The following is a 12,786-nucleotide window of genomic DNA, read 5'->3' as shown; positions in this document are numbered from 1 at the left end:
GCACCGGCCTCGGTGACGAAAGGAAGTCACATGGGAGCGCAGATCCGGGTCTACCGGAACAAGATCGCGTCGACCAAGTCCATGAAGAAGATCTTCAAGGCCATGGAGATGATCGCGACCTCGCGCATCAACAAGTCCCGTCAGCGCGTGGACGCCGCGCGGCCGTACGCGAACGCGCTCACCCGCGCCGTCTCGCAGGTGGCCGGCCAGCACAACGTCTCCCATGTCCTGACGACGAAGGTCGAGGACGCCCGGCGCTCCGCCGTGGTGATCATGACCTCGGACCGGGGCCTGGCCGGGTCGTACTCCTCCAACGTGCTCAAGGAGGCGGAGTCGCTCATGGAGCTGCTCCGCAGCGAGGGCAAGGAGGTCAAGGTCTACCTGGTCGGCCGCAAGGCGCAGGCGTACTTCGACTTCCGCCGCCGCGGCTACGAGCGCAACTGGACCGGGGACACGGACAACGCCCAGGCGGACCGGGCCCGCGAGCTGCGCCGCGTGCTGGTCGAGGACCTCGAGACCCCCTACGAGCAGGGCGGCGTCGACGAGATCCACGTGGTCTACACGGTCTTCCGCTCGATGGTCGTCCAGGAGCCGCGCGTGCTGCGCCTGCTGCCGCTGGAGGTCGTGGACGCCAACGCCCTGACGGACGACGTGGCCAAGGACTTCGACGAGCTGGAGGAGCCCTCGAGCACCTTCGAGTTCGAGCCGAACCCGGAGGAGTTCCTCGACGCGGTGCTCCCGCGCTACATCGACGCCCGCCTCTACGCGTGCCTGGCCAACGCGGCCACCAGCGAGCTCGCCGCCCGTCAGCGGGCGATGAAGGCGGCCGGCGACAACGCGGACGAGCTGATCAAGAAGTACACGCGCCTGATGAACAACGCCCGTCAGGCCGCGATCACCACCGAGCTCACCGAGATCGTGAGCGGCGCCGCGGCCCTCGAGTGACCCCGCCCCGGCGATCCAGCAACCACCCACCGCAATCAGTGAAGTGAGAGAAATGACTGCCACCATCAGCGAACAGGCCGGGCAGCCGGTCGCGGGCGGCGCCACCGGCCGCGTCGCGCGCGTCATCGGCCCGGTCGCGGACATCGAGTTCCCGGAGCACTCCGTCCCGGACGTCTACAACGCCCTGACCGCCGAGTACGAGCTCAACGGCGAGCCGAAGAAGATCACCTTCGAGACCGCCCAGCACCTCGGCAACAACATGGTCCGCGCGATCTCCCTGCAGCTGACCGACGGCCTCGTCCGCGGCGCCGCGGTCGTCGACACCGGCGCCCCGATCTCCGTGCCCGTGGGCGACGTGGTCAAGGGCCACATCTTCAACGTCCTGGGCGAGGCCCTCGACGTGGAGACCGCCTCCCTGGAGATCACCGAGCGCTGGCCGATCCACCGCAAGGCCCCGTCCTTCGCGGAGCTCGAGGGCGCCACGGAGATGATGGAGACCGGCATCAAGTCGATCGACCTCCTCACCCCCTACATCAAGGGCGGGAAGATCGGCCTGTTCGGCGGCGCCGGCGTGGGCAAGACGGTGCTCATCCAGGAGATGATCACCCGCGTGGCCCGCAACTTCGGCGGCACCTCCGTGTTCGCCGGCGTCGGCGAGCGCACCCGCGAGGGCAACGACCTGTGGGTGGAGATGGAGGAGGCGGGCGTCCTCAAGGACACCGCGCTCGTCTTCGGCCAGATGGACGAGCCGCCGGGAACGCGTCTGCGCGTGGCCCTGACCGGCCTGACGATGGCGGAGTACTTCCGCGACGTGCAGAACCAGGACGTGCTGCTGTTCATCGACAACATCTTCCGGTTCACCCAGGCCGGCTCCGAGGTCTCGACCCTGCTGGGCCGCATGCCCTCGGCGGTGGGCTACCAGCCCAACCTCGCCGACGAGATGGGCGTGCTCCAGGAGCGGATCACCTCGACCCGGGGCCACTCGATCACCTCCATGCAGGCGATCTACGTCCCCGCGGACGACTACACCGACCCGGCGCCGGCGACCACCTTCGCCCACCTGGACGCGACCACGGAGCTCTCCCGCGAGATCGCCTCCCGCGGCCTGTACCCGGCGATCGACCCGCTGACCTCCACCTCCCGCATCCTCGACCCGCAGATCGTCGGCCAGCAGCACTACGACGTGGCCGTGCGCGTGAAGTCGATCCTGCAGGAGAACAAGGAGCTGCAGGACATCATCGCGATCCTGGGCGTCGAGGAGCTCTCCGAGGAGCAGAAGGTCGTCGTCTCCCGCGCCCGGCGCATCGAGCAGTTCCTGTCGCAGAACACCTACACGGCGAAGCAGTTCACCGGCGTGGAGGGCTCCACCGTGCCGATCGCCGAGACCATCGAGGCCTTCGGGAAGATCTGCGACGGCGAGTTCGACCACGTGCCCGAGCAGGCGTTCTACAACGTCGGCGGCCTGGACGACGTCATGCGCCAGTGGGACGAGATCAAGTCCCGGACCGGTGGCAAGTAGCCGTGGCTGAGATGATCGTCGAAGTCGTCTCCCTGGACCGCTCGATCTGGGCCGGGGCCGCCCGCATGGTGCGCGTGCGCACCTCCGAGGGCGACATCGGGATCCTGCCCGGCCACGAGGCCGTCGCGGGGCTGCTCAAGCCCGGTGCCTTCGCCGTGGACCCGGTCGACGGCGAGCGCCTCGAGGGCACCATCGACGCCGGGTTCGTCACCGTCGACAACGACCGCGTGACGATCGTGGCCGACAGCGTGGAGTTCGAGGGCGCCGCGGCCTGAGCCAGGACCGCCGCGGCCGGGCCGAGCCCGGTCGCCCGACCCGACGCGGCCTCCGCACCACCGGTGCGGAGGCCGCGTCCGTGCCCGGGGCCCCGTGCCCCGGGCCGAGGACGTTGCAGGAGTGCTGATGGAAGACAAGATCGTCGTGCACGGGCCCACCGCGGTGCACGGGACGCTGCGCGTGTCCGGGGCGAAGAACAGCGTGCTCAAGCTCATGGCCGCCGCGCTGCTGGCCGAGGGCGAGACGACGATCGGCAACGTGCCCGAGATCCACGACGTCGTCATCATGGCCGAGCTGCTGCGCCGGCTGGGCTGCGGGGTCGCCTACGACCGGGCCGAGCGCACCGTGCGCATCGACGTCCCGGCCCGGCTGCACCACCAGGCCGACTACGACCTCGTCCGGGCCATGCGCGCGTCCATCTCCGTGCTGGGGCCGCTGGTCGCCCGGTGCCGCACCGCGGAGGTCGCGCTCCCCGGCGGCGACGCCATCGGTGCCCGCGGGCTGGACATGCACCGCGCCGGGCTCGAGGCCATGGGCGCCGTCCTGCAGATCGAGCACGGCTACCTCGTCGCCTCCGTCCCGGAGGCGCTGCGGGGGACGGCGTTCCGGCTGGACTACCCCTCGGTCGGGGCCACCGAGAACCTCATGATGGCGGCGACCCTGGCCGAGGGCACCACCGTGGTGGACAACGCGGCCCGCGAGCCCGAGATCGTCGACATCGGGCGGATGCTCCAGGGCATGGGAGCCCGGATCGAGGGCCTGGGCACCAGCACCGTCACGGTGCACGGGGTGGCGGCCCTGCACCCGGTCGAGCACCGCACCGTGCCCGACCGGATCGTGGCCGGCACCTGGGCGTTCGCCGCGGCGGTGACCGGCGGCACCGTGGAGATCCTCGGAGCCGAGCCCGACCACCTGACGGTCGTGCTGGACAAGCTGCGCGCCGCCGGCTGCCGGGTCGACACCGGCGACGGCCGCCTCGTGGTGACCGGTCCCGAGCGGCCGCGGGCGGTGAACGTCTCGACCCTGCCCTACCCCGGGTTCCCGACCGACCTGCAGCCGTTCGTGGTGGCCCTCAACGCCGTCGCGGAGGGCTCCGGGATGGTCACGGAGAACGTCTTCGAGGCCCGCTGGGGCTTCACGGCCGAGCTCGAGCGCCTCGGCGCGGGGGTGCGCCTGGACGGCCACCACGCCCTGGTGACCGGGGTGCCGCTGCTGTCCGGGGCGCCGGTGGAGGCCAAGGACATCCGCGCCGGGGCGGCCCTCGTGATCGCGGGCATGGCCGCCGAGGGGGAGACCGAGGTGCACGGGGTGGGCCACGTCGACCGCGGCTACGAGCACTTCGTGGAGCAGCTGGCCGCCGCCGGCGCCGCCGTCGAGCGGCGCATCGCCGGCGGGGCCTGAAACGCGTCCCGTCCCCGGCGTCCTCGCCGGGACGGGGGAAGGGCCCCCACCCGCACGGGTGGGGGCCCTTCCGTCGCCGGTACGGGCGGGACCGCTCAGATGACGGTCACACCGGTGGCCTGCGGGCCCTTCTGGCCCTGGCCGATCTCGAACTCGACGCGCTGGTTCTCCTCGAGGGTGCGGAAGCCGCCCGACTGGATCTCCGAGTAGTGGACGAAGACGTCGGAGTCGGAGTCGTCGGGGGTGATGAAGCCGAAGCCCTTCTCGGCGTTGAACCACTTGACGGTGCCCTGGGCCATGGAAGATCTCTCCTTGCGAGACTGGGGTGAAGAAAGGTGCACGGGGATGTGCACCAGGGCGGTGTCACGAGATGCGCGCCGGCCGGGTCCGTCCCCCGGTCGTGCCGGGGGCGGCGGGTCCGGGTCCAGGTCGAACGTCACGCTCGCTTTACCCGTTCTGCGAGCATGCGGTACATGGAACTCAGAACGCGTTCAGCTTCACACATCCCCGGGGGGCGGTCAACAGATCCGTCCCGCCGTCGCGGGGGCCCGGCGCGCCGGGCGGGCTCAGAACAGCCGTGAGGCGCTGTCGTCGACCCCGCGCATGGCGTCGTAGTCGAGGGTGACGCACGTGATGCCCCGGTCCTCGGCGAGCACCCGGGCCTGCGGGCGGATCAGCTGCGCCGCGTAGACCCCGCGCACGGGGGCCAGCAGGGGGTCGCGGTTGAGCAGCTCCAGGTAGCGGGTGAGCTGCTCGACGCCGTCGATGTCGCCGCGGCGCTTGAGCTCGACCGCGACCGTCGCCCCGTCGGCCGCACGGGCGAGGATGTCCACGGGCCCGATCGCCGTGGGGTACTCCCGGCGCACCAGGGTGTGGCCCGGGCCCAGCAGCTCCAGCTGCTCGGCGAGCAGGCGCTGGAGGTCCGCCTCGACGCCGTCCTTGACCAGCCCCGGGTCGGCCCCGAGCTCGTGGGAGACGTCCTCGTGCACGGCGAAGACCTGGATGACGAGCCGGTCGTCGCTCTTGGCGGCCTGCACCGTCCAGGTCTCGACCACGCCCTCCGCGGCCAGCTCGGGCGCCGGCGGGGCCACGTGCAGGCGGGCCGGGGGGCTCATCCAGTTCAGCGGCTTGTAGCTGCCGCCGTCCGAGTGGACGAGCACCGAGCCGTCGGCCTTCACGACCAGCAGGCGGCGGGCGGCGGGCAGGTGGGCGCGCAGGCGCCCTTCGTAGTCGACGGAGCAATCGGCAATGACGAGACGCACGGGCACCAGCCTAGCGGGGGCGCGGCGGTGGTCCCGACGGCGGGCGCCCGCCCCGGGGGCGGGGCGGGCGCGGGGCGTGTGAGAGAATCCGGACCGTGCCGCGCTCCAACCGCTCCTCCCGGGCCCGACGCTCCGGCGGGCCGCCCGGCGGTGCCCGGGCCTCCAAGTGGCAGCGGGCCGCCGGCCGGGAGCCGTGGTCGGTCGAGCGGGTCCTCGAGCCCGCCCCCGTCGTCGAACGGGCCGCCGACGGCGACTGGACGGTCCGCCACGTCCGCCCCGCCAACGCCGTGAAGGACTACACGTGCCCCGGGTGCGGCCGCACCATCCGCCCCGGCACCGCCCACCTCGTCGTCTGGCAGCAGGACTCCCTGCTCGGGGCCCGGGCCGCGTTCGAGGACCGGCGCCACTGGCACGAGCGCTGCTGGCGCACCCGCCGCTGAGCCCGCCCGCCGCGCACCCCGTCGCCGGCCGGGGGCACCGGGACCGTGCGGGCGGCCCGCCCCGGGGCCGCCCGTTCACGCCGGGAGCGGACACGGGCCCGCCCCGGTGGTCGCCCCGGGGCGCGGGGGCCGATAATCGAGTCCGGACCCGCGCCCGCGCCGGCGCCCCGACGACCGCACACCCCGCGAGAGGACGTTTTCGACGTGAACGAGTTCCAGCACCAGCAGCCCCGCCCCGCCGGCACCGCTCCGCAGCAGGCCCCGCTGCCCGCCTCGGTCCGCGGCGCCGTGGACCTGGGGGCGGCGACCCCGCCCCCCGCCGCCGGGCAGGGCGCGGGCCAGGACGCCCCACCGGGCGGGTACCGGCGGGAGGTGACCGCCGCCGAGGTCCAGGAGCTCGCCCAGCTCTCGGCGCAGGTGCCGGTCGTCTTCGCCCTCTGGGCCCGCTTCTCCGAGCAGTCGGTGGCCTTCACCGACACCCTCGCCGAGCTCGTCGACCGCCACCGCGGCCGGATCCTGCTGGCGTCGGTGGACGCCGAGGCCGCCCCGGAGATCGCCCAGATGTTCCAGGCGCAGTCGGTGCCCACGGTCGTGGCGCTGCTCGGGGGCCGGCCCGTGCCGCTGTTCAACACCACCGTGCCGGCCGAGCAGGCCGCGCAGTACCTCGACGAGCTGCTGGCCCTGGCCGAGCAGAACGGGATCACCGGCACGGTCGAGCCCGTGCGCGCCGACGACGAGCCGGCGCCGCTGCCGCCCCTGCACCAGGAGGCCGTGGACGCCCTCGAGGCGGGCGACCTCGAGGGGGCCGAGGCCGCCTACCGCCGCGCCATCGCCGAGAACCCCGGGGACCGGGAGGCGAAGCTCGCCCTGGCCCAGGTGCACCTGCTCCAGCGCGTGATGCCGCTGGACGCCGCCGCCGTGCGCGCCGAGGCCGCCGCCGCCCCGGACGACGTCGACGCCCAGCTGCGCGTGGCCGACCTCGACGTCTCCGGCGGGCACGTCGAGGACGCCTTCCGCCGGCTGCTGGAGCTCGTGCGCCGCACCGCCGGGCAGGACCGCGACACCGTCCGCCGCCGCCTGCTGGAGCTCTTCGACGTCGTCGGCGGCGAGGACCCCCGGGTGGTCGCCGCCCGCGGCGCCCTGATGCGCGCCCTGTTCTGAGCCCCGGGGCGGCCTCCGCCCCGGGGCGGAGACCGCCCCCGCTCCCGCCCGCGCGGCGGGCCCGGGATCCGCCGTGCGCCGGATGTCCCGGCCCGCGCCCCTGCCTAGGCTGGCCCCATGAGCTCTCCCGCGCCGCCGTCCCCGGACCGCCCCCCGCCCCTGCCCCAGCAGGGCCCGCCGCCCCCGGACCGTCCCGGGGGGACCCCCGCCCTGTCCGTGCGCGGGCTCGTGCGGGTCTTCGGCCGGCCCGGCGACCCCTCGGCCAAGACCGCCGTGGACCGGGTCGACCTCGACGTCCCCCGCGGCTCCTTCTTCGGCCTCGTCGGCCGCAACGGGGCGGGCAAGACGACCCTGCTGTCGATGGCCACCGGACTGCTGCGCCCGACCGCCGGCACGGTGCGGGTCGCCGGGGCGGACGTGTGGCGGGAGCCGCGGCGGGCCAAGCAGCTGATGGGCGTGCTCCCGGACGGGGTGCACCTGTTCGACCGCCTCACCGGCCGCCAGCTCGTCACCTACTCCGGGCTGCTGCGCGGGATGGACCGGGCGACCGTGGCCGAGCGCACCGAGGACCTGCTGCGGGCCATGGACCTCCTCGGCGACGCCGGCACCCAGGTGCAGGACTACTCCGCGGGCATGACCAAGAAGATCGCCCTGGCCGGGGCGCTGATCCACGCCCCGAGCCTGCTCGTGCTCGACGAGCCGTTCGAGTCGGTCGACCCCGTCTCGGCCGCCAACATCCGCGCGATCCTGCACGGGTTCGTCGACGGCGGCGGGACCGTCGTCGTCTCCAGCCACGTCATGGACCTCGTCCAGCGGATGTGCGACTACGTGGCCGTGCTCGACCGCGGCCGGGTGCTCGCCGCCGGCACCGTCGACGAGGTCCGGGCCGGGGCCTCCCTCGAGGACCGCTTCGTGGACCTCGTCGGCGGGCGCGCCGACGGGGGAGAGGGGCTGTCGTGGCTGCGCCCGGAGTGAGCCCCGTGCCGGCCCCCGCCCCCGTGCCGGGTCCCGGCCCCGCGGCCGGGACCCGGCCGGCGCTGCGCCTGGTCGGGCTCAAGGCCCGCATCCTCGTCAACACCATGACCCGCAGCACGTGGGTGCTCGTGGGCACGGTCCTCGGCGCCGCCTACTTCCTGTTCCTGCTCGGCACGGTCGTGGTCGGTCTGGTCGTGCTAGGCGGGCAGCCCGCCGAGCTCGTGCGCACGGTGCTCGTGCTGGCCGGCTCCGCGCTCGTGGCCGCCTGGTGGCTGGTCCCCGTGCTCTCCTCCCGCGCCGACGCGACCCTGGACCCGGCCCGGCTGGCCCTGTTCCCGCTGAGCACCGGCCAGGTCCAGTGGGGCCAGGCCCTGGGCGCCCTCGTCGGGGTGCCCGGGGTGCTGACCGTCGTGGCGCTGCTCGCCGCGACGGCCTCCTGGCGCTCCTCGCCGGCCGCGCTCGCCGCCGCGCTGCTGTGCCTGCCCCTCGCCCTGGCCCTGCTCGTCGCGGGCTCCCGCTGCGTGACCGCCCTGGCCGTGGGGCTGGGCCGGCGCCGTCGGGTCACCGAGGCGCTGTCCCTGGCCGCGCTGCTGGGCCTGGTCCTGCTGGGACCGGTGTTCTCCGGGCTGATGAGCGGGCTCGAGCAGGTCTGGGACCGGCTGCCGCAGTGGGCCGGGGTCCTCGCCTGGACCCCCGTCGGCGCCGTGTGGGCCGTGCCCGCCGACGCCGCCGCCGGGCGCTGGGCCGACGCGGGACTGCGCGCCGGGCTGACGGCCCTCACCGTCGCCGCCCTCGTGCTCGCGTGGCGGGCCGTGCAGCAGCGCGCCCTGACCTCCGTGGTGACCGAGCGCACCGCCGCCGGGCGCGCCGGGTCCGGGGCCGGCCTGCTGGACCGGGTGCCCGAGCGGGCCTGGGCGGCGGTGGCCGCCCGCTGCCTGGTCTACTGGGTCCGCGACCCGCGCTACTCCGGGGCCCTCGTCGTCGTGCCCGCCATCGCCGCGGTCGTGTGGTTCTCCAGCGCCCAGACCGGCGCCGGGTTCCTCTTCTACGCCCTCGGACCGATGTTCGCGGCCCTGCTCGCCTACCAGATCTCGGGGGACGTCTCCTTCGACAACACCGCGGTCTCCCTGCACCTGCTCACCGGCGTGCGCGGGCGCGACGACCGCGCGGGGCGGGTGCTCGCGCTGCTGGTGATCGCCGTGCCGCTGTCCGCGTTCGGGCTGCTGCTGCCCTTCGCCCTGCAGGGCCGGTGGGAGCTGCTGCCCGGCCTGGCCGGGACCACCCTGCTGGCGCTGCTCGGCGGGGCGGGGCTGTCCTCGGTGATGTCGGCCCGCTACACCTACCCCGTCGCCGCCCCCGGGCAGTCGCCGTTCAAGACCCCGCAGGGCTTCACGGTGCTCAACGTGCTCGTGCAGTTCGTGGCCCTGGGCCTGATCGTCGTGCTGGTGCTGCCCGCTGCCGTGCCCGTCCTCGTGCAGGTCTTCACCGGCGAGCCCGCGTGGGGCTGGGCCGCGCTCGCCGTGGGCGCCGTCCTGGGGCCGCTGCTGTGCTGGGGCGGGATCGTCCTCGGCGGGCGCTGGTACGACCGGCGCGCCCCCGAGCTGCTGCAGGAGGTCGCGCAGTTCCGCTGAGCCGCGGCACCGGGGCGCCGGGTCCGGCGCGGGCCGAGGACGGACGGGGGTAAACTGGCCCGCATGGACCTCATCCCAGCGTCGACCACCGGCACCCCGACCAGCGGGCTGGACGACAGCCCCTACGGCACCGATCCGGCACGTCCCGCGGGCGGCACCTCGACCATCGAGCGCGAGGAGACCCGGGAGCTGCAGGAGCCCGGGGACCACGAGCGGTTCGCGCACTACGTGCGCAAGGAGAAGATCATGGAGTCCGCCCTCTCGGGCGAGCCCGTGATCGCGCTGTGCGGCAAGGTCTGGCTGCCCGGACGCGACCCGAGCCGCTTCCCGGTCTGCCCCACCTGCAAGGAGATCTACGAGGGCCTGCGCCCCGGCCAGGACGACGACCAGGGCTGAGCCGGGTCCGCCCGCCGAAGCGCCCGCCGCCGGCGGGCGCTTTTGCGTGGCCCCCGGCGCCGCGGCCCCGCGGGCCCCCGTCCGGCTGCGCCGCAGCGCCGTCCGGCGGCTCCGCACCGGGACCGCCCGGCCCGGGCCCGCCCGCACCACGCCCCCGGCCCGCCCGCCCCGGCGTCCGAGCCCGGGACCCGGCGCCGGGACCCCCTGCGCCGGGTCCCTCCCGGAAACCCCGCACGGGCCCGCACCGGCCCCCAGCGCGCGGCCCCGCCGCGCGACGACGAACGAGCGAGAGGACGTCGCAGCGTGTCCCACGACGACCAGCTGTCCCTGTTCGGCGGCACCGCCGCCGCCGACCTGCCTCCGGCCTACCCCGACCGCGCCGCGTGGGGCACCGCCCCGAAGCTGCGCGCCTGGCAGGCCGAGGCCCTCCGGCGGTACTTCGACACCCAGCCCCGGGACTTCATGGCCGTGGCGACCCCCGGGGCCGGCAAGACCACCTTCGCGCTGCGGGTCGCGAAGGAGCTCTTCGACCGGGGCACCGTCAACCGGATCACCGTGGTGACCCCCACCGACCACCTCAAGCGCCAGTGGGCGGACGCCGCCGCCCGGGTGGGGCTGGCCATCGACCCCAACTTCAAGAACGCGGACGGCTCCCACGGGCGCGACTACGTGGGCGCGGCCGTGACGTACTCGCAGGTCGCGATGAAGCCGCTGCTGCACCGGGCCCGCACCGAGGCCGGGCGCACGCTCGTGATCATGGACGAGATCCACCACGCCGGGGACTCCCTGACCTGGGGCGACGGGCTGCGGGAGGCGTTCGACCCGGCGGTGCGCCGGCTCGCGCTCACCGGCACCCCGTTCCGCTCCGACACCGCGCCGATCCCGTTCGTGCGCTACCGGGAGGACGCCGACGGGGTCCGCCGCTCGACCTCCGACTACACCTACGGCTACGGCGACGCGCTCAAGGACCACGTGGTGCGCCCGGTGATCTTCCTGGCCTACTCCGGGCAGATGCGCTGGCGCACGAGCGCGGGCGAGGAGATGGCCGCCGAGCTGGGGGAGGGCTTCACGAAGGACATCACCGCCCAGGCCTGGCGCACCGCGCTGGACCCGGAGGGGCAGTGGATCCCCTCCGTCCTGCAGGCCGCCGACCAGCGGCTGACCGAGGTGCGCCGCACCGTCCCGGACGCGGGGGCCCTGGTCATCGCGACCGACCACCAGGACGCCAAGGCCTACGCCGCGCAGCTGCGGCGGATCACGGGCTCGAGCCCCACCGTGGTGCTCTCCGACGACAAGGCCGCCTCGGACAAGATCGACGAGTTCGCCGCGGGCGAGGACCGGTGGATGGTCGCCGTGCGGATGGTCTCCGAGGGCGTCGACGTCCCGCGCCTGGCCGTGGGCGTCTACGCGACCTCGACCTCGACCCCGCTGTTCTTCGCCCAGGCGGTGGGCCGCTTCGTGCGCGCCCGCAGGCGCGGGGAGACGGCCTCCGTCTTCCTGCCCTCGGTGCCCGCCCTCATGGGCCTGGCCAACGAGATGGAGGCCGAGCGGGACCACGCCCTCGACCGCCCCGCCGCCGAGCCGGAGGGGCTGCCGGCCGACCTCACGGAGGAGGGCTGGGACGACGACCTGCTCGAGGCCGCCAACCGGGAGGAGAAGGCCTCCGCGTCCCTGGCCCAGGGCCGCTTCGAGGCGATCGGCTCGGACGCCTCCTTCCACGGGGTGCTCTTCGACGGCGGCGCCTTCGGCGGCGGGGTCGCGGTGGGTTCCGAGGAGGAGGCCGACTTCCTCGGCATCCCCGGGCTGCTCGACGCCGACCAGGTCTCCGAGCTGCTGCGCGAGCGCCAGCGCGAGCACGCGCGGCGCCGCTCCGCCCGGGGTCCCGCCGCCCCGGAGCCGGCCGTCCCGGACCACCGCCGGCTCAAGGAGCTGCGCGCGACGCTGTCCAAGAACGTCTCGGCCTGGGCGGCCCGGACCGGGACCCCGCACGGGGTCGTCCACAACGAGCTGCGCCGCGTGTGCGGGGGCCCGCCCGTGGCACAGGCCAACGAGGCCCAGCTGCAGGCGCGCGTGCAGAAGCTGCAGGACTGGTTCATCGGGCGCAAGTGAGCCGCCCGCCCCAGCGCGGCCGGGGCGGGCGGTGCGGGCCGCTCGGGGGATCGCTCAGGGGCCGACGAGCTCCACGCCGGCCGCGGCGAGCTCCTCGAGGGCCCGCTCCGTGGTCGCCGGGGCCACGCCCGCGGTGAGGCCCACGAGCACCCGGGTCTCGTAGCCGGCCTCGACGGCGTCGAGGGCGGTCGCGCGCACGCAGTGGTCCGTGGCCAGGCCCACGATCTCCACCGCCTCGATCTCCTGCTCCCGCAGCCAGTCGTCGAGGCTGACGTCCTCCTCCTCGACGTCCTCGTCGTCGCCCATCGGCACGTCGGCGTCGGGGGCGAGCAGGCCCTCGAAGCCCGAGTACGCGGCGGCGTGCTCGCCCTTGCGGAACCACGCCCCGATCCAGTCGGTGTCCAGGTCCGGGTGCGGCTGGGCCCCGCGGGTCCCGGCCACGCAGTGCACGGGCCACGAGCGCACGAAGTCCGGCGTCTGCGAGAAGTGCTCCCCGGGGTCCACGTGCCAGTCCTGCGTGGCGGCCACGGCGGCGTAGTCGGGGTGGTGGTCCTCGAGGTGCTCGGAGATCGCGGCGGCGACCTCGGCCCCGCCCTCGACGGGCAGGGAGCCGCCCTCGCAGAAGTCGTTCTGCACGTCGACGACGATCAGTGCGGTCCTCATGGCGTTCC

The 12,786-nt window shown here is 74.7% G+C and carries 13 protein-coding genes; 10 read left to right on the top strand and 3 right to left on the bottom strand.

The annotated features are described in order from the left end of the window. Positions 1-30 precede the first annotated feature (30 nt). The 4 genes from AS188_RS12710 (at position 31) to murA (ending at position 4,141) form a co-directional block, all read left to right on the top strand. The gene (locus AS188_RS12710; RefSeq protein WP_058859160.1) at positions 31-945 is read left to right on the top strand and encodes a F0F1 ATP synthase subunit gamma; all 915 of its coding nucleotides are present in this window, start codon (positions 31-33) and stop codon (positions 943-945) included. 52 nt (positions 946-997) lie between these two features. Continuing rightward, positions 998-2,464 (top strand): F0F1 ATP synthase subunit beta, encoded by a 1,467-nt coding sequence (gene atpD, locus AS188_RS12705; RefSeq protein ID WP_058859159.1) that lies wholly within the window; start codon positions 998-1,000, stop codon positions 2,462-2,464. A gap of 2 nt (positions 2,465-2,466) precedes the next feature. Then, the gene (locus tag AS188_RS12700) at positions 2,467-2,739 is read left to right on the top strand and encodes a F0F1 ATP synthase subunit epsilon (RefSeq protein WP_083529448.1); all 273 of its coding nucleotides are present in this window, start codon (positions 2,467-2,469) and stop codon (positions 2,737-2,739) included. 127 nt (positions 2,740-2,866) lie between these two features. Further along, positions 2,867-4,141, top strand: a complete 1,275-nt coding sequence (gene murA, locus AS188_RS12695; RefSeq protein WP_058859158.1) for a UDP-N-acetylglucosamine 1-carboxyvinyltransferase — start codon at positions 2,867-2,869, stop codon at positions 4,139-4,141. Between the two features lie 95 nt (positions 4,142-4,236). Here the strand turns inward: murA and AS188_RS12690 are convergent, their stop codons facing one another. Then, the gene (locus AS188_RS12690) at positions 4,237-4,440 is read right to left on the bottom strand and encodes a cold-shock protein (RefSeq protein ID WP_058859157.1); all 204 of its coding nucleotides are present in this window, start codon (positions 4,438-4,440) and stop codon (positions 4,237-4,239) included. Positions 4,441-4,707: 267 nt separating this feature from the next. Further along, the gene (gene nucS, locus AS188_RS12685) at positions 4,708-5,403 is read right to left on the bottom strand and encodes an endonuclease NucS (RefSeq protein ID WP_058859926.1); all 696 of its coding nucleotides are present in this window, start codon (positions 5,401-5,403) and stop codon (positions 4,708-4,710) included. A 95-nt stretch (positions 5,404-5,498) separates the two neighbouring features. Between nucS and AS188_RS12680 the strand changes: the two genes are divergently transcribed. From AS188_RS12680 to AS188_RS12655, 6 genes are all read left to right on the top strand, one after another. After that, positions 5,499-5,843, top strand: coding sequence for a hypothetical protein (locus tag AS188_RS12680; RefSeq protein WP_058859156.1), 345 nt, complete (start codon positions 5,499-5,501; stop codon positions 5,841-5,843). Between the two features lie 204 nt (positions 5,844-6,047). Further along, positions 6,048-7,004, top strand: coding sequence for a tetratricopeptide repeat protein (locus AS188_RS12675; RefSeq protein ID WP_083529447.1), 957 nt, complete (start codon positions 6,048-6,050; stop codon positions 7,002-7,004). Positions 7,005-7,121: 117 nt separating this feature from the next. Then, the gene (locus tag AS188_RS12670) at positions 7,122-7,979 is read left to right on the top strand and encodes an ABC transporter ATP-binding protein (RefSeq protein WP_083529446.1); all 858 of its coding nucleotides are present in this window, start codon (positions 7,122-7,124) and stop codon (positions 7,977-7,979) included. Beyond that, on the top strand, positions 7,961-9,610 hold the full coding sequence (locus AS188_RS12665; protein ID WP_236944982.1) for a hypothetical protein: 1,650 nt from the start codon (positions 7,961-7,963) through the stop codon (positions 9,608-9,610). Before AS188_RS12670 ends, AS188_RS12665 begins: the two co-directional genes overlap by 19 nt. 63 nt (positions 9,611-9,673) lie before the next feature. Then, a complete protein-coding gene (locus AS188_RS12660) occupies positions 9,674-10,006 on the top strand; it encodes a DUF3039 domain-containing protein (protein WP_083529445.1) in 333 nt (110 codons plus the stop codon). A gap of 303 nt (positions 10,007-10,309) precedes the next feature. Next, positions 10,310-12,115: a DEAD/DEAH box helicase gene (locus AS188_RS12655; protein WP_058859154.1), complete on the top strand. Its 1,806-nt coding sequence runs from the start codon at positions 10,310-10,312 to the stop codon at positions 12,113-12,115. 54 nt (positions 12,116-12,169) lie between these two features. On the opposite strand, the gene AS188_RS12650 is transcribed toward AS188_RS12655, so the two are convergent. Then, positions 12,170-12,778: an isochorismatase family protein gene (locus AS188_RS12650; protein ID WP_058859153.1), complete on the bottom strand. Its 609-nt coding sequence runs from the start codon at positions 12,776-12,778 to the stop codon at positions 12,170-12,172. Between the last annotated feature and the right edge of the window lie 8 nt (positions 12,779-12,786).

Source organism: Kocuria flava, assembly GCF_001482365.1.
GTDB classification, from domain to species: Bacteria; Actinomycetota; Actinomycetes; order Actinomycetales; family Micrococcaceae; genus Kocuria; species Kocuria flava.
This window is presented reverse-complemented; position numbering and strand designations above follow the sequence as displayed.